Annotated in this window: 28 protein-coding genes; all 28 read right to left on the bottom strand. The window is 54.6% G+C overall.

Features of this window, described 5'->3' with window-relative positions; translation table 11 throughout:
- Window positions 1–144: 144 nt before the first annotated feature.
- The 28 genes from ACYVRZ_RS05495 to rplD all read right to left on the bottom strand — a co-directional run bounded on the left by ACYVRZ_RS05495 (window position 145) and on the right by rplD (window position 13,693).
- A complete protein-coding gene (locus ACYVRZ_RS05495) occupies window positions 145–447 on the bottom strand; it encodes a hypothetical protein (RefSeq protein WP_461225525.1) in 303 nt (100 codons plus the stop codon).
- 356 nt (window positions 448–803) lie between these two features.
- A complete protein-coding gene (gene rplQ / locus ACYVRZ_RS05500) occupies window positions 804–1,184 on the bottom strand; it encodes a 50S ribosomal protein L17 (protein WP_461225526.1) in 381 nt (126 codons plus the stop codon).
- A 21-nt stretch (window positions 1,185–1,205) separates the two neighbouring features.
- On the bottom strand, window positions 1,206–2,144 hold the full coding sequence (locus tag ACYVRZ_RS05505; RefSeq protein ID WP_461225527.1) for a DNA-directed RNA polymerase subunit alpha: 939 nt from the start codon (window positions 2,142–2,144) through the stop codon (window positions 1,206–1,208).
- A 66-nt stretch (window positions 2,145–2,210) separates the two neighbouring features.
- A complete protein-coding gene (gene rpsK / locus ACYVRZ_RS05510; protein ID WP_125706033.1) occupies window positions 2,211–2,600 on the bottom strand; it encodes a 30S ribosomal protein S11 in 390 nt (129 codons plus the stop codon).
- A gap of 21 nt (window positions 2,601–2,621) precedes the next feature.
- Window positions 2,622–2,987 (bottom strand): 30S ribosomal protein S13, encoded by a 366-nt coding sequence (gene rpsM, locus ACYVRZ_RS05515; RefSeq protein WP_262315141.1) that lies wholly within the window; start codon window positions 2,985–2,987, stop codon window positions 2,622–2,624.
- 32 nt (window positions 2,988–3,019) lie between these two features.
- Window positions 3,020–3,136 (bottom strand): 50S ribosomal protein L36, encoded by a 117-nt coding sequence (gene rpmJ, locus ACYVRZ_RS05520; RefSeq protein ID WP_125706037.1) that lies wholly within the window; start codon window positions 3,134–3,136, stop codon window positions 3,020–3,022.
- An 86-nt stretch (window positions 3,137–3,222) separates the two neighbouring features.
- On the bottom strand, window positions 3,223–3,441 hold the full coding sequence (gene infA / locus ACYVRZ_RS05525) for a translation initiation factor IF-1 (RefSeq protein WP_225046482.1): 219 nt from the start codon (window positions 3,439–3,441) through the stop codon (window positions 3,223–3,225).
- Between the two features lie 137 nt (window positions 3,442–3,578).
- On the bottom strand, window positions 3,579–4,235 hold the full coding sequence (locus ACYVRZ_RS05530) for an adenylate kinase (RefSeq protein ID WP_461225528.1): 657 nt from the start codon (window positions 4,233–4,235) through the stop codon (window positions 3,579–3,581).
- A 22-nt stretch (window positions 4,236–4,257) separates the two neighbouring features.
- Window positions 4,258–5,571: a preprotein translocase subunit SecY gene (gene secY / locus ACYVRZ_RS05535; protein WP_262315143.1), complete on the bottom strand. Its 1,314-nt coding sequence runs from the start codon at window positions 5,569–5,571 to the stop codon at window positions 4,258–4,260.
- Window positions 5,571–6,011 (bottom strand): 50S ribosomal protein L15, encoded by a 441-nt coding sequence (gene rplO, locus ACYVRZ_RS05540; protein WP_225046479.1) that lies wholly within the window; start codon window positions 6,009–6,011, stop codon window positions 5,571–5,573. The genes secY and rplO overlap by 1 nt, the downstream gene beginning before the upstream one ends.
- Before the next feature lie 31 nt (window positions 6,012–6,042).
- Window positions 6,043–6,228, bottom strand: a complete 186-nt coding sequence (rpmD, locus tag ACYVRZ_RS05545; RefSeq protein ID WP_262315144.1) for a 50S ribosomal protein L30 — start codon at window positions 6,226–6,228, stop codon at window positions 6,043–6,045.
- Between the two features lie 11 nt (window positions 6,229–6,239).
- Complete coding sequence (rpsE, locus tag ACYVRZ_RS05550) at window positions 6,240–6,743, bottom strand: 30S ribosomal protein S5 (protein ID WP_262315145.1); 504 nt, start codon at window positions 6,741–6,743, stop codon at window positions 6,240–6,242.
- Window positions 6,744–6,764: 21 nt separating this feature from the next.
- Complete coding sequence (gene rplR / locus ACYVRZ_RS05555) at window positions 6,765–7,124, bottom strand: 50S ribosomal protein L18 (RefSeq protein WP_262315146.1); 360 nt, start codon at window positions 7,122–7,124, stop codon at window positions 6,765–6,767.
- A 31-nt stretch (window positions 7,125–7,155) separates the two neighbouring features.
- Complete coding sequence (gene rplF, locus ACYVRZ_RS05560) at window positions 7,156–7,686, bottom strand: 50S ribosomal protein L6 (protein WP_461225529.1); 531 nt, start codon at window positions 7,684–7,686, stop codon at window positions 7,156–7,158.
- A 30-nt stretch (window positions 7,687–7,716) separates the two neighbouring features.
- Window positions 7,717–8,115: a 30S ribosomal protein S8 gene (gene rpsH, locus ACYVRZ_RS05565; RefSeq protein WP_262315148.1), complete on the bottom strand. Its 399-nt coding sequence runs from the start codon at window positions 8,113–8,115 to the stop codon at window positions 7,717–7,719.
- A gap of 29 nt (window positions 8,116–8,144) precedes the next feature.
- Entirely contained in the window at window positions 8,145–8,330 is a 186-nt protein-coding gene (locus ACYVRZ_RS05570) for a type Z 30S ribosomal protein S14 (RefSeq protein WP_054717680.1), read from the bottom strand.
- A gap of 12 nt (window positions 8,331–8,342) precedes the next feature.
- Window positions 8,343–8,885, bottom strand: coding sequence for a 50S ribosomal protein L5 (gene rplE / locus ACYVRZ_RS05575; RefSeq protein WP_262315149.1), 543 nt, complete (start codon window positions 8,883–8,885; stop codon window positions 8,343–8,345).
- A 24-nt stretch (window positions 8,886–8,909) separates the two neighbouring features.
- Window positions 8,910–9,221 carry a 50S ribosomal protein L24 gene (rplX, locus tag ACYVRZ_RS05580; RefSeq protein ID WP_461225530.1) on the bottom strand — a complete coding sequence of 104 codons (312 nt, stop codon included), beginning with the start codon at window positions 9,219–9,221 and terminating at the stop codon, window positions 8,910–8,912.
- A 24-nt stretch (window positions 9,222–9,245) separates the two neighbouring features.
- Window positions 9,246–9,614, bottom strand: coding sequence for a 50S ribosomal protein L14 (gene rplN, locus ACYVRZ_RS05585; protein ID WP_262315151.1), 369 nt, complete (start codon window positions 9,612–9,614; stop codon window positions 9,246–9,248).
- Between the two features lie 30 nt (window positions 9,615–9,644).
- Window positions 9,645–9,908 (bottom strand): 30S ribosomal protein S17, encoded by a 264-nt coding sequence (gene rpsQ, locus ACYVRZ_RS05590; RefSeq protein WP_225046470.1) that lies wholly within the window; start codon window positions 9,906–9,908, stop codon window positions 9,645–9,647.
- A gap of 20 nt (window positions 9,909–9,928) precedes the next feature.
- Window positions 9,929–10,123 (bottom strand): 50S ribosomal protein L29, encoded by a 195-nt coding sequence (gene rpmC, locus ACYVRZ_RS05595; protein WP_225046469.1) that lies wholly within the window; start codon window positions 10,121–10,123, stop codon window positions 9,929–9,931.
- Window positions 10,113–10,547, bottom strand: a complete 435-nt coding sequence (rplP, locus tag ACYVRZ_RS05600) for a 50S ribosomal protein L16 (protein WP_262315152.1) — start codon at window positions 10,545–10,547, stop codon at window positions 10,113–10,115. Before rplP ends, rpmC begins: the two co-directional genes overlap by 11 nt.
- A 3-nt stretch (window positions 10,548–10,550) precedes the next feature.
- Window positions 10,551–11,213 carry a 30S ribosomal protein S3 gene (gene rpsC, locus ACYVRZ_RS05605; RefSeq protein ID WP_262315153.1) on the bottom strand — a complete coding sequence of 221 codons (663 nt, stop codon included), beginning with the start codon at window positions 11,211–11,213 and terminating at the stop codon, window positions 10,551–10,553.
- Window positions 11,214–11,226: 13 nt separating this feature from the next.
- A complete protein-coding gene (rplV, locus tag ACYVRZ_RS05610) occupies window positions 11,227–11,580 on the bottom strand; it encodes a 50S ribosomal protein L22 (RefSeq protein ID WP_225046466.1) in 354 nt (117 codons plus the stop codon).
- Between the two features lie 14 nt (window positions 11,581–11,594).
- The gene (rpsS, locus tag ACYVRZ_RS05615) at window positions 11,595–11,876 is read right to left on the bottom strand and encodes a 30S ribosomal protein S19 (RefSeq protein ID WP_225046465.1); all 282 of its coding nucleotides are present in this window, start codon (window positions 11,874–11,876) and stop codon (window positions 11,595–11,597) included.
- Between the two features lie 39 nt (window positions 11,877–11,915).
- Window positions 11,916–12,755 carry a 50S ribosomal protein L2 gene (gene rplB, locus ACYVRZ_RS05620; protein ID WP_225046464.1) on the bottom strand — a complete coding sequence of 280 codons (840 nt, stop codon included), beginning with the start codon at window positions 12,753–12,755 and terminating at the stop codon, window positions 11,916–11,918.
- A 30-nt stretch (window positions 12,756–12,785) separates the two neighbouring features.
- The gene (gene rplW, locus ACYVRZ_RS05625) at window positions 12,786–13,070 is read right to left on the bottom strand and encodes a 50S ribosomal protein L23 (RefSeq protein WP_262315154.1); all 285 of its coding nucleotides are present in this window, start codon (window positions 13,068–13,070) and stop codon (window positions 12,786–12,788) included.
- Window positions 13,070–13,693, bottom strand: coding sequence for a 50S ribosomal protein L4 (gene rplD / locus ACYVRZ_RS05630; RefSeq protein WP_262315155.1), 624 nt, complete (start codon window positions 13,691–13,693; stop codon window positions 13,070–13,072). Before rplD ends, rplW begins: the two co-directional genes overlap by 1 nt.
- Window positions 13,694–13,712: the final 19 nt, after the last annotated feature.

The following is a 13,712-nucleotide window of genomic DNA, read 5'->3' on the forward strand; positions in this document are numbered from 1 at the left end:
ATACCATATTTGCATCTGTCATGCTTCTAAAACGCTAACTGTATCACTCTCGCCACGAAACTGTCATCGCAGCCACTGCCAGACGCCACCTTGTCGAACACCAAAAAGGCGGCCGCTCGTGGCGGCCGCCCTCCCGATCGGAACTCACCCCATGTACGACCGCCGCCCGTTGCGGTACAGGTCGTCGCCGTCGTAGTCCACCGCATTGACGGTGAAGGTGTTGTCCGGATTGATGTCGATGGCGTTGGCAGGAATGTAGCTGGCGGCGCTGGTCTGCATCATGGCCCCCAGCGTCTTGGCCGTCACCTTGCGCGAGGCCCCGGCGGCGATCTGCTTATTGACCGGGCTTCGCACGTAGCGAACCGCGCCGTCCTGATAGGTCACGCGCAAGAACAAGTTCGGCAGCATCGCCACGCGATTAACGCGTGGCACAATAGCGTCTGTCATGGTCGTCCCCACTTTCTCGTTGCGTCAGCGGCGTCCTCTCGTCACTTCCATCGTACCATGCTTGGTTTTCGTCAGTAAACCCCCAGCCACTGGTCGCCCCGCCCCGGGACCGGCAGGCCGCGGCCGCCAGAGGCACGAAAGGCCCCCGCTTTCGCGGAGGCCCAGTATGTAAAAAAAATCATTTGAGATGGAGACACCGGTTGCCCGGTGCTCGCAAGCTAGACTCGGCAGGCCGAGGCCTGGGGCTGACGCCCATACCAAAAGGTAGCCAACATCGTAACGCTCCATCGATCAAATGATCAAAGTGAACCGGCCACGGGGGTCGGCTCGGTTTTGAAAAAAGTGGTCAGGCGAACTTAGACGAGTTCGATGATGACCATTTGTGCGGCATCGCCACGACGAGGCGCGGTCTTCAACGTGCGGGTGTAGCCGCCGTTGCGTTCTGCGTAGCGTGGGGCAACGTCTGCGAACAGCTTCTGCAGGGCAGACTGAACGACAACCTTGTCGCCGTCTTCCTTGACGTCAGCGATTTCGTTGCGCAGGAATGCGGCAGCCTGACGGCGTGCGTGCAAGTCGTTGCGCTTGCCCAAGGTGATCATCTTTTCCGTCGTGGAGCGGATTTCCTTGGCGCGGGCTTCGGTCGTCGTGATCCGTTCGTTGATGATCAGATCCGTCGTCAGATCGCGAAGCAGTGCTTTACGTTGAGAGCTCGTACGCCCTAATTTCCGGTAACTCATGGATTGGCCTCCTTTACGAGATTAATCTTCTTTGCGCAGACCCAGGCCCAAGTCGGATAACTTGTTCTTCACTTCTTCAAGTGATTTGCGGCCAAGGTTGCGCACCTTCATCATATCGGCTTCTGTTTTGTTGGTCAGTTCCTGAACCGTGTTGATGCCAGCACGCTTCAGGCAGTTGTAGGAGCGAACAGACAAGTCGAGCTCTTCGATGGTCATCTCGAGCATCTTTTCCTTGTGAGTCTCTTCCTTTTCAACCATGATTTCGGCGTTCTTGGCTTCATCGGTCAAGTTGACGAAGATGTCGAGATGTTCGGTCAAAATCTTCGCGGCCAGGCTGATGGCCTCGCGCGGAGAGATCGAACCATTAGTCCAAACATCCAAAGTCAGCTTGTCGAAGTCGTTGCGCCGCCCAACACGAGCACTTTCAACTTGGTAGTTGACCCGACTGATGGGGGTGAAAATGGAGTCGACAGGCAGTACCCCGATCGGCATGTCGTCGCTCTTGTTTTGGTCCGCCGGCACGTAGCCGCGACCAGTGCGAACCGTCATCCGAACGTAGAAGCGGCCGCCCTCAGCAACGGTACAGATGTACTGCTCAGGGTTAAGCACTTCGACGTCACTATCGGTCACGATGTCGGCAGCCGTCACCGTTGCCGGGCCGGCCACGTCGATCTCGACGGTTTTGTCATCATCCGCGGTCATCTTCAAAGCGAGCTTCTTGATGTTGAGGATGATCTGGGTGACGTCTTCCAACACGCCGTCAATCGTGGAGAACTCGTGGAGCACACCGTCGATTTGGATGTTGGAGACCGCAGCACCAGGCAAAGAGGATAACAGGATGCGACGCAGCGAGTTACCTAACGTGGTCCCGTAGCCGCGTTCGAGCGGCTCAACCACGAACTTGCCGTAGTTGGTGCTTTCGTCAACTTTGGTGATGTTCGGCTTTTCAAATTCGATCATCTAGTCTGTACCCCTTTCAAAACGAGAAGTGAACATTGTCAACCAAGACGAGTCGTCTGGTCACAATTACACACGACGACGCTTTGGGGGACGGGAACCGTTATGCGGAACCGGTGTAACATCGCGGATCGCGGTCACTTCAAGTCCAGTTGCCTGGAGGGAGCGAATCGCGGCTTCACGACCAGAGCCAGGGCCCTTGACGGTGACTTCAACAGACTTCATGCCGTGTTCCATGGATTCCTTCGCTGCGGCTTCCGCGGCCATCTGAGCGGCGAAAGGCGTGGACTTACGGGAACCCTTGAAGCCAAGGCTACCAGCTGAGGACCAAGCGATCGCGTTGCCGCGAGGGTCGGTGATCATAACGATCGTGTTGTTGAACGTGGAGTGAATGTGAGCCACACCGGACTCGATGTTCTTCTTCACCCGGCGCTTACGAGTAGTTTTGCGTGCTGCCATCGAATATTACCTCCTTCTTAATTATTTCTTCTTGCCGGCAATGGTAACTTTCTTACCCTTGCGCGTCCGTGCGTTGTTCTTGGTGTTTTGACCGCGAACAGGCAGACCACGGCGATGACGGATCCCACGATAGGAGCCGATTTCCTGAAGCCGCTTGATGTTCAGGCTGACTTCGCGACGAAGATCGCCTTCAACCTTGATGTTGTCAACGGCTGCGCGGATCTTGTCTTCTTGATCTGGGGTCAGGTCTTCTTGGCGGACGTTTTCAGGAACGCCTGCTTCCTTGAGGATCTTCTGAGCGGTGGTCTTGCCGATCCCAAAAATGTAGGTCAGGGCAATAACGATTTGCTTACCACGTGGTAAGTCGACACCAGCGATACGAACCATACGATGGACACCTCCTATTTGTGTTTTAGGTTTTAGCCTTGGCGTTGCTTATGCTTTGGGTTAGCAGGGCAAATGATCATGACACGGCCTTTGCGGCGGATCACTTTGCAGTGCTCGCACATCTTTTTAACAGATGGACGTACTTTCATGATTAAGCCTCCTCTGGGTGGGCCATAGTGCGGCCCCGGTTAAGTGGATATCTTGTCAGGCACGTGGCAAGGGCTGCAGCGCAACCCTACTTGAAGCGGTACGTGATCCGACCCTTGGTCAGATCGTACGGCGACAGCTCCACGGTCACCCGGTCGCCAGGCAGGATGCGGATGTAGTGCATCCGAATCTTCCCGGAGACATGGGCCAGGATGGTCGCCCCGTTTTCAAGCTCGACTTGGAACATCGCGTTCGGTAAAGTATCGACCACGGTGCCTTGAATCTCGATTACATCGTCTTTTGCCACTAAGAATTTCCTCCTAAATGTCTGGTTCTACGCGCGAAAAGGGTGAGGCCACTGGCACTCACCGCACATACCGCGATATTGTACCATAAAAATTGAATTTTGAAAACAGTCAGGGGTATTTGCAAAAGACGCGTGATCTACTTGGCGATCGCCTTCAAGATCTTCTCGATCTCTGCAAAGACCAGGTCAATGTCTTGGTCCCCATTGACTTCAAACAAGAGGTTGCGGGACTTGTAGAAGTCCAGCAGCGGGGTGTTCATCTCAATGTTGACCTTGAGGCGGTTCTTCACCGTTTCGGGCTTGTCGTCGTCGCGCTGGAAGAACTCGTGGCCGCCGCAGCGATCGCACGTGCCGGCCACCTTGGTTGGGTGGTACAGCTTGTGGTAGGTCGCCCCGCAGGTTTTGCAGATGAACCGGCCGGAAAGGCGATCCACCAAGACCTCGGGTTCAACGGCGATGTTGATCACGGCCTCGACCGGCTTGGCCAGGTCGGCCGTGATCTGCTCGAGCGCTTCTGCCTGCGCAATGGTGCGTGGGAAGCCGTCCAGCATGTAACCGGCGTCCGTGTCGGCTTCGCCTAAGCGTTCCTTCACGATGGCCTCGGTCACCTCATCCGGGACCAAAGACCCGGAATCCATGTAAGACTTGGCTTTGAGTCCCAGCGCCGTGCCGGCCGCCATGGCCGCACGGAACATGTCCCCTGTACTGATGTGGGCAATGGGGTACTCGGCCTCGATTTTCTCGGCCTGGGTCCCCTTACCTGCACCGGGAAGTCCCATTAAAATGAGATTCACGTTGCATCCTCCTCGAAATTGACTAGTCTGTGATGAGATCGTCTCGAATGAAGCCGACGTACTCGCGCTTCATCAAGAGTCCGTCCAGCTGGCGAACCAGCTCAACGGCGGTCATGACCACGATCAGGAGGCTCGTGCCGCCCAGCCCGATGGACTGTGGCAGGCCCCAGATGTTCGCGGCCAGCTGTGGCATCAGCGCCACAACGCCCAGGAACAGTGCCCCGACGGTGGATAACCGCATCAAGACGCCGGACATGTACTTCTCGGTCTCCTTACCAGGCCAAACACCTGGGATGTAACTCCCCTGCTTGGTGAGGTTTTCGGCGACCTTCTCCGGGTTGACCTGGACGAAGGCGTAAAAGAAGGTGAAGACGACGATCAACAGGGTGTAAATCGCGGTCCCGGCCGGCTTTTGCATGTTGAAGATGTTGGTCATCACTTGGTACCAACCATCGCCGGCATGCTTGGCCTGAAAGGCCATCAAGATGGTCTGAGGGGTCACGATGAACGAGCTGGCGAAGATGACCGGAATCACCCCAGCCACGTTGACCTTCAGCGGCAGGTAGGAATTGCTCCCCGCCGCCGTGACGCGCCGCGTGTACTGGATTGGAATCTTCCGGTTGGCCTGCTGCACCCAAGTGACAAAGGTCACAACGGCGATCAGCAGAACGGCCAGCGCGATCAGGAACAACGCGCCCTTCCAACGGTCACTCGGATCGTTGTTGACGATGTTGTCCGTGAACAGTTGCTGGAAGCCACTTGGGAGACGGGCGATGATCCCGGCAAAGATGATCATCGACACGCCGTTGCCGATCCCCTTATCGGTGATCTGCTCACCCATCCAAGTCAAAAGCATCGTGCCGCCGGTCAGGATAATCCCGATCACGACATAGGTCTCGATGCTCGGGTTCTTCACCAGGCCGTATACGGACAGGGTTTGGAACCCGGCCGTGATCCCGATTGCCTGGAAGAACCCAAGGCCGATGGTCAGGTAACGGGTGACCTGGTTCAGCTTACGCCGACCGACCTCCCCTTGCTTGCTCCATTCGACGAACTTGGGCACGATGTCCATCTGCAACAGCTGGACCACGATCTGCGCCGTGATGTATGGTGAAACCCCCATGGAGAAAATCGAGTAGTTCGAAAGGCCGCCACCACTGACAGTGTCAAGTAACGGGATCAAGCCACTCTCACTGATTTTGGTCAACGCCGAAGCATCGACGCCAGGAACCGAGATCTGAGATCCTAACCGGTAAACCAGCAAAACGCCTAAGGTGAAGAGGATCTTGTTGCGGATCTCCTTGACTTTGAGCGCGTTAATGAGGGTCTTCAGCATTAGATCACCTCGATCGAACCGCCTGCGGCATTCACCGCTTCAACTGCAGCTTCGGACGCCTTGTTGACCTTGATGGTCAGCTTCTTGTCGAGTTGACCGTCAGCCAGCAACTTGATGCCGTCCTTCGCGTCCTTGACCAGGCCGCTTTCGATCAGCAATGCTGGGTTGACTTCGGTCCCGTCTTCGAACTTGTTGAGATCCTTCAAGTTGATCACAGCAAAGTCCTTCCGGTTGATGTTCTTGAAACCGCGTTTTGGCATGCGGCGGAACAGTGGCATCTGGCCACCTTCGAACCCAAGACGGGTCTTGCCGCCCTGACGTGCCAGTTGGCCTTTTTGACCCTTACCGGCGGTCTTACCCTGACCGCTGGAAGTACCGCGGCCGAGGCGCTTGCCGTGTTGGCGTGAGCCTTCGCTTGGCTTTAATTCATGCAACTTCATACTCTAGGACACCTCCGTTTCGTGTGTAGTTTTAGTCCTTGATCTCTTCAACGGAAACCAAGTGGGAAATCTGGAAAATCGCACCGCGGGTGGCTGCGTTGTCGGGCTTAACAACAGAGCTGTTAACCCGACCAAGACCGAGTTCCTTCACAATCGTGCGTTGCTTAGGCAACCGGTGAGCAGCACTCTTGGTCAACGTGATTTTTAATTGAGCCATTATGTGCCCTCCTAGTCTTGTAAGTGAGAAACGGACACGCCGCGAAGATCTGCGGTTTCTTCAATCGTCTTGAGCTGCTTGAGCCCTTCAACGGTTGCGCGGATCATGTTGATCGGCGTGTTGCGGCCGAGGGACTTGCTGGTAACGTCAGAGATACCGGCGAGTTCCATGACGGCACGGACAGCGCCCCCAGCAGCGACCCCGGACCCTTCAACGGCAGGCTTCAGCAGTACTTCGCCGGCGCCGAAGTGACCGATCACTTCATGCGGAATCGTCGTGCCGACGACCGGCACTTCGATCAGGTTCTTCTTGGCGTCTTCAACGGCTTTGCGGATCGCTTCAGGCACTTCCTGCGCCTTACCGGTACCGAAGCCGACGTGGCCGTGCTTGTCGCCGACGACCGCGATGGTTGCAAAACGCAGCCGACGACCACCTTTGACAACTTTGGTGACGCGGTTGATCGCAATGACGCGGTCTTCCAAGTCGAGTTGGTTTGGATCGATGTATGATGCCATGTGTTGGTTATCCTCCTTTGATTAGAATTCGAGGCCGTTTTCACGCGCAGCTTCAGCTAAAGCCTGCACGCGACCATGATAGAGGTAACCACCACGGTCAAAGACCACATCTTTGTGACCGGCGGCAATGGCCCGCTTGGCGATCAGTTCACCAACGGCTGTTGCCTGGGCGGTCTTGTTGTCGGTTGCGGCAATTTCTTTATCAAGAGTGGAGGCACTTGCTAGCGTCACACCCGCTACGTCATCAATTAATTGCGCGTAGATGTTCTTGTTAGAACGGAAAACGTTCAAGCGTGGGCGCTCGCTCGTACCAGAAATCTTACCCCGGACACGCGCGTGACGCCGCTGCCGAGTTTTGTTTTTATCTGGCTTAGAAATCACAATGTTCACCTCTTGTTTTGTTTGCTAACGACTACTTACCGGTCTTACCTTCCTTACGACGAACGTATTCGTCAACGTAACGAATACCCTTGCCCTTGTAAGGTTCTGGGGAACGAACGGCACGGATTTCGGCTGCGAACTGACCCACAACCTGCTTGGAAATCCCGGAAACGTTGATTTCGGTGTTGCTTGGCACATCGAATTCAACGCCGGCAGGAGCTTCCATTTCGACCGGGTGGGAGTAACCGACGGCCAGGACCAGCTTAGCACCTTGCTTTTGGGCACGGTAGCCGACCCCGACGAGCTTGAGCTTCTTGACGAAGCCTTCGGTCACGCCGACGATCATGTTGTTCAGGTTTGCACGCATCGTGCCGTGCATCGCCTTCCAGGAATCATCCGGGCGCGTGAAAGTAATTTCTGCGCCTTCCTGGTGCATTTCGATTTCAGGCGCAAAGTGGCGAGTCAATTCGCCCTTAGGACCCTTAACGGTGATGTTCTCGCCGTCGGCAGTGATGGTGACACCAGCTGGGACAGTGATTGCTTTATTACCAATACGACTCACTTGTAGGCACCTCCTTTTGAATTGTTTGTCTTACCAGACGTACGCGAGCACTTCGCCGCCAACGTTCTTCGCGCGGGCTTCTTTGTCAGTGATGACGCCTTCTGGAGTGGAAAGGATCGCGATGCCCAGGCCGTTCAATACCTTCGGCACTTCGTTTGCCTTCACGTATGAACGCAGACCAGGCTTAGAGATCCGCTTCAAGCCGGAGATGACGCGTTCGTTGTTCTTCCCGTACTTCAGGAAGAGGCGGATCACGCCTTGCTTGTCGTCTTCGATGACTTCGTAATCACGAATGAAGCCTTCGGACTTAAGGATCTCGGAAATGTTGATTTTCATCTTAGATGCAGGTACGACCAGGGATTCGTGACGAACCATGTTGGCGTTACGAATCCGGGTCAAGTAATCTGCGATTGGATCGGTCAAGACCATTGATTTAACCTCCTTTGACTTGTGGTTGTTTACCAGCTAGCTTTGCGCATACCTGGGATTTGACCGGCATGTGCTAATTCACGAAGGCAAATCCGGCAGAGTTTGAATTTACGGTAGACGGAATGCGGACGGCCACAACGTTGGCAGCGTGTGTATTCTTGCACTGCGAACTTTGCAGGCCGATTGTTCTTCACGATCATAGATTTCTTAGCCAAGTGTGTCCCTCCTTATTTGGCGAATGGCATCCCAAGCTTGGAAAGCAGCTCGAGTGCTTCTTCATCGGTGTTAGCAGTCGTGACGATGACAACGTCCAGACCCCGAACGTGGTTAACCTTATCGTAATCCACTTCAGGGAAAATCAGTTGTTCCTTAACCCCAAGCGTGTAGTTCCCACGCCCGTCGAAGGACTTCGCGGAGATACCGTGGAAGTCACGAACTCGAGGCAAGGAAACGTTGATCAGCTTGTCAAGGAAGTCGTACATGCGTTCACCGCGCAGGGTAACCTTGGCACCGATTGCCATGCCTTCACGCAGGCGGAAGTTCGCGATGGACTTCTTGGCCTTGGTGATCAAAGGCTGCTGACCGGAGATGAGCTTCAGTTCGGCAACGGCTTCGTCAAGGTTCTTGGCGTTTTGGGTCGCGTCGCCGACACCCATGTTCAGGACGATTTTTTCGACCTTAGGGGTCTGCATCGTGCTCTTGTAGCTGAATTTCTCAACCAGAGCAGGCGCGATCTCAGTGTTGTAGCGTTCTTGTAAACGGTTGGTCATGCGAGTTTAGTCCTCCTTTCTGAATTACTTTTCGATTGCGGAACCAGACTTCTTGGCGATCCGCACTTTTTTACCATCTTTAACGGCGGAACCGATGCGCGTTGGCTTGTCGGTTTCCGGGTCAAGTAGCATCACGTTGGACACGTGAATCGCTGCTTCCTTGTCGATAATGCCGCCCTGAGGGTTGGCATTGTTTGGCTTTTGGTGCTTCTTGATCATGTTGACGCCTTCGACAATGACCTTGTCTGCGTTAAGCAGAACCTTGGTCACCGTCCCTGTCTTGCCGGCATCTTTACCGCGCATGACCCGCACTTTGTCACCAGTTTTGATTTTCATGTTTCGCACCTCCTATTGGTCAGATTACAGAACTTCGGGCGCTAAGGAAACGATCTTCATGAAATCGCCGTCACGCAGCTCACGTGCGACTGGTCCAAAGATACGAGTCCCCTTTGGGCTCTTGTCGGCGTTGATGATGACAGCCGCGTTCTCGTCAAACTTGATGTAGGAGCCGTCTGCACGACGCGCACCGGACTTGGTGCGGACGATGACAGCCTTCACAACATCAGCCTTCTTGACAACGCCACCTGGTGTAGCTTGTTTTACAGTTGCCACAACGATGTCACCGATGTTACCGGTCTTGCGGTAGGAACCGCCAAGCACTTTGATGACAAGTAATTCGCGGGCACCGGAGTTGTCCGCCACTTTAAGACGACTTTCTTGTTGAATCACGGGTTGGTCCTCCTTTCGTCTCGATCTCGATTAGATACGAACTGCCTTTTCGACAACGTTCAATAAACGGAAACGCTTGTTGCGAGACATCGGACGAGTTTCCATGATGCGGACCAAGTCGCCGGTCTTAGCGGTGTTTTCCTCATCGTGGGCGTAGTACTTCTTCGAGTACTTCACACGCTTGCCGTATACCGGGTGAGTCTTAGTCGTCTTGACTTCGACGGTAATGGTCTTATCCATTTTGTCCGAAACGACGCGGCCTTGATAAACTTTACGAGAATTACGTTCTTCCAAGGTGATTGTCTCCTTTCCGATTATTTGTTGAGTTCTTGCTGCCGAAGGACCGTCTTGATCCGTGCGATGTTGTGACGCACTTGCTTCAAGCGAGCAGTGTTTTCAAGCTGACCAGTTGCTTGTTGGAAGCGCAGGTTGAAAAGTTCTTCTTTGTACTGCTTTTCCTTTTCGAGCATCTCAGCAGCGCTTAATGCCGTAATTTCCTTAGCCTTCATTAGATTGCTCACCTACTTCCTCGCGTTTCACGATCTTGGTGCGAACCGGGAGTTTGGTCGATGCCAGGCGCAGTGCTTCCTTGGCAACTTCTTCAGGGACCCCAGCAACTTCGAACATGATCTTTTCGCGCTTAACAACTGCGACCCAGCCGGATGGCGCACCCTTACCATTACCCATGCGGACCCCAACACCCTTACTGGTGTAGGACTTTTGAGGGAAAATGCGGATCCAAACCTTCCCGCCACGCTTCATGTAACGAGTCATCGCGACACGAGCGGCTTCAATCTGGCGGTTGGAGATCCAGTGGGATTCCAGGGCTTCCAGACCGTATTCACCAAAGCTGACTTCCTTGCCACCCTTGGCTGCACCGCGCATCTTGCCGCGGAATTCGCGACGGTGCTTAACACGCTTAGGTACTAACATTGGTTATTTCCCTCCTTTCGCTTGAGGACGGTTAGGCTTATCAGGCAGCACTTCGCCCCGGTAGATCCAGGTCTTGATGCCGATCTGGCCGTAAGTCGTCGTCGCTTCTTCCCATGCGTAGTCGATGTCGGCACGCAGGGTGTGCAAAGGCACGGTGCCTTCGGAGTAGTGCTCACGACGGGCAATATCCGCACCGTTCAGACGACCAGCAGCCTGGGTCTTGATGCCCTTGGCGCCGGAACGCATGGTGCGTTGCATGGCCTGCTTCATCGCGCGGCGGAAGGCCACACGTTGTTCAAGCTGAGCGGCGATGCTTTCGCCAACCAGCTTGGCGTCCAAGTCAGGCTTTTTGATTTCGACGATGTTGATGTGAACCTTGCGACCGGTCAAGTCGTTGAGCTGCTTGCGCAGACTTTCAACTTGGGCGCCGCCCTTACCAATCACCATGCCAGGCTTGGCAGTGTGAATGGAGATGTTCACGCGGTTTGCAGCGCGTTCGATTTCGATAGTCGAAACGGAGGCTTCTGCAAGCTTGTCGTTGATGAATTTACGGATCTTGATGTCTTCGTGAAGGTACTTAGCAAAGTCTTTGTCTGCGTACCACTTGGATTCCCAGTCACGAATGACGCCAACACGGAAACCGTTTGGATTGATTTTCTGACCCACGCGTTATCCCTCCTTATGCTTCTTTTTCGGCAACAACCACGGTGATGTGGCTGGTGCGCTTGTTGATCGGTGATGCAGAACCCTTGGCGCGCGGACGGAACCGCTTCAAGGTTGGGCCTTCGTTAACGTAGGCTTCCTTGACGTAAAGGTTTTGCGCATCTAAGTCAAAGTTATGTTCCGCGTTTGCGATAGCGGACTTGAGAACTTTCTCAACGAGCGGGGAACCCGCACGAGGCGTGAAGTCCAAGATCGCCAATGCTTCGGCAACGTCGCGGTCACGGATCAGGTCGATCACCAAACGCGCTTTGCGAGCAGCGATCCGAACCGTCTTGGCCGTTGCGGTTGCAGACGTAATTTGTTCAGCCATGAATATGCTCCTTTCTAGCGCCCTTTGGTCTTCTTGTCGTCCTTAGCGTGACCACGGAAGGTACGGGTTGGGACGAATTCGCCCAGCTTGTGACCAACCATGTCTTCGGAAACATAAACTGGGACGTGCTTGCGACCATCGTAAACGGCGATGGTGTAACCGATGAAACTTGGGAAAATGGTAGAGCGACGAGACCAGGTCTTGATGACGGTCTTCTTGTCGCTGTCCGCCTGTGCTTCGATCTTCTTCATCAGATGAGCGTCGGCGAAAGGTCCTTTTTTAAGACTGCGACCCATTGTGTGACCTCCTTTATTCGATGTGATTCAGTAAGTGGCTTACTTCGTCTTACGGTGACGAACGATGAACTTCTCGGACTTGGCCTTGTGATCACGGGTCTTCTTGCCGAGGGTCTTCTTACCCCATGGAGAAAGCGGAGATGGGCGGCCGATAGGTGCCTTACCTTCACCACCACCATGCGGGTGATCGTTAGGGTTCATAACCGAACCACGGACGGTCGGACGGAAGCCCAACCAGCGCTTGCGGCCGGCCTTACCGATGCTGATCAGTTCGTGCTGTTCGTTGCCGACAGCGCCGATGGTCGCACGGTTAACAGCCAGAACCATCCGCACTTCACCGGATGCCAGGCGAACCGTGACGTACTTGCCGTCATCGTTCTTACCCAGCAGCTGGGCAGAAGCCCCGGCGGAACGGGCCAGTTGGCCGCCCTTACCAGGCTTGAGCTCGATGTTGTGAATCGTGGTCCCATCTGGGATGTTCTTCAACGGCATTGCGTTGCCGACCTTGATGTCGACTTCTTCGCCGGAAACGATCTTGTCGCCAACGTTCAGGCCTTTAGGTGCCAGAATGTAGGTCTTGACCCCGTCTTCGTAGTGCAGCAGTGCAATGTTAGCGGTCCGGTTTGGATCGTATTCGATTGCCTTGACCGTCGCAACGACACCGTCTTTTTGACGCTTGAAGTCAATCGTCCGGTAGAATTGCTTGTGGCCGCCGCCACGGTGACGAACCGTGATGTGACCGTATGAGTTACGGCCAGCCGTGTGGCTCTGGCTTTCAAGCAGCGTCTTTTCAGGACGCGTCTTGGTGATTTCAGCGAAATCAGAGCCAGACATGTTACGCCGACCGTTGCTGGTAGGTTTGTACTTAATAATACCCACGCTTGTTCCCTCCTATGCTTATTATTTGAACTAGTCTTCGAAGATCTTGATTTCTTTGGAATCAGCAGTCAAGGTCACGATGGCCTTGCGGCGCTTGCGGGTGTAACCCACGAAGTTGCCTTGACGCTTCTTTTTGCCCTTGACGTTGGCAATGTTGACGCTGGCCACCTTGACGTCGAAGATTTCTTCAACGGCGCGGCGAACGGCGGTCTTTTCGACATGCAGGGCAACTTCGAAGGTGTACTTCTTGTCGTCCATGGCTGCCATGGATTGCTCGGTCACGATTGGGCGTAAAATGATGTCGCGTGCTTCCATTATGCGAGCACCTCCTCAATCTTTGAGAGTGCGGATTGGGTCACAATCAGCTTGCCGTAGTTGACAACGTCCAAGACGTTGACACCGTCAGCCGGGATCACCTTGACGTTCGGCAGGTTGCGCGCAGCCAAAGCGGCGTTGTCGTTGCCGGCCTCAAGAACGACCAGTGCCTTCTCGGAAACCTTCAGCGCGGAAAGCGCCGCGGCGAAGTCCTTGGTCTTCGGAGCATCGAAGTTCAGCCCGTCGACAACGACGAGTTCGGAATCGGTGACCTTCTGAGACAGAACGGACTTGATCGCCAGGCGGTAAGCCTTCTTGTTGATGCGGTAAGCGTAGGAACGCGGGTGTGGGCCAAAGACGATCCCACCGCCACGCCACTGCGGGCTGCGGATCGAGCCCTGACGCGCACGGCCAGTCCCTTTTTGGCGCCATGGCTTGCGGCCACCGCCGGAAACTTCGTGGCGGTTCTTAACTTTAGAAGTGCCTTGACGAAGGGAAGCGCGTTGCATCACAACTGCGTCAAACACGACGTTTTCGTTTGGTTCGATCGCCCAGATTGCATCGTTCAGTTCAACAGTGCCGTTCTCGGAGCCATCTTGCTTGTATAAAGTAACGTTTGCCATTAGTTATTGTCCTCCCTTC

Source organism: Lacticaseibacillus suihuaensis (genome assembly GCF_054785075.1).

Bases quoted from the DNA above. Each gene is read 5' to 3' on its own strand.
- ACYVRZ_RS05495 (WP_461225525.1), bottom strand. From the start codon at position 447: ATGACAGACGCTATTGTGCCACGCGTTAATCGCGTGGCGATGCTGCCG.
- rplQ (WP_461225526.1), bottom strand. From the start codon at position 1,184: ATGAGTTACCGGAAATTAGGGCGTACGAGCTCTCAACGTAAAGCACTG.
- ACYVRZ_RS05505 (WP_461225527.1), bottom strand. From the start codon at position 2,144: ATGATCGAATTTGAAAAGCCGAACATCACCAAAGTTGACGAAAGCACC.
- rpsK (WP_125706033.1), bottom strand. From the start codon at position 2,600: ATGGCAGCACGCAAAACTACTCGTAAGCGCCGGGTGAAGAAGAACATC.
- rpsM (WP_262315141.1), bottom strand. From the start codon at position 2,987: ATGGTTCGTATCGCTGGTGTCGACTTACCACGTGGTAAGCAAATCGTT.
- rpmJ (WP_125706037.1), bottom strand. From the start codon at position 3,136: ATGAAAGTACGTCCATCTGTTAAAAAGATGTGCGAGCACTGCAAAGTG.
- secY (WP_262315143.1), bottom strand. From the start codon at position 5,571: ATGCTGAAGACCCTCATTAACGCGCTCAAAGTCAAGGAGATCCGCAAC.
- rplO (WP_225046479.1), bottom strand. From the start codon at position 6,011: ATGAAGTTGCATGAATTAAAGCCAAGCGAAGGCTCACGCCAACACGGC.
- rpmD (WP_262315144.1), bottom strand. From the start codon at position 6,228: ATGGCTCAATTAAAAATCACGTTGACCAAGAGTGCTGCTCACCGGTTG.
- rpsE (WP_262315145.1), bottom strand. From the start codon at position 6,743: ATGGCATCATACATCGATCCAAACCAACTCGACTTGGAAGACCGCGTC.
- rpsH (WP_262315148.1), bottom strand. From the start codon at position 8,115: ATGGTCTTGACCGATCCAATCGCAGATTACTTGACCCGGATTCGTAAC.
- rplE (WP_262315149.1), bottom strand. From the start codon at position 8,885: ATGACCAACCGTTTACAAGAACGCTACAACACTGAGATCGCGCCTGCT.
- rplX (WP_461225530.1), bottom strand. From the start codon at position 9,221: ATGAAAATCAAAACTGGTGACAAAGTGCGGGTCATGCGCGGTAAAGAT.
- rpmC (WP_225046469.1), bottom strand. From the start codon at position 10,123: ATGAAGGCTAAGGAAATTACGGCATTAAGCGCTGCTGAGATGCTCGAA.
- rplP (WP_262315152.1), bottom strand. From the start codon at position 10,547: ATGTTAGTACCTAAGCGTGTTAAGCACCGTCGCGAATTCCGCGGCAAG.
- rplV (WP_225046466.1), bottom strand. From the start codon at position 11,580: ATGGCTGAACAAATTACGTCTGCAACCGCAACGGCCAAGACGGTTCGG.
- rpsS (WP_225046465.1), bottom strand. From the start codon at position 11,876: ATGGGTCGCAGTCTTAAAAAAGGACCTTTCGCCGACGCTCATCTGATG.
- rplW (WP_262315154.1), bottom strand. From the start codon at position 13,070: ATGGAAGCACGCGACATCATTTTACGCCCAATCGTGACCGAGCAATCC.
- rplD (WP_262315155.1), bottom strand. From the start codon at position 13,693: ATGGCAAACGTTACTTTATACAAGCAAGATGGCTCCGAGAACGGCACT.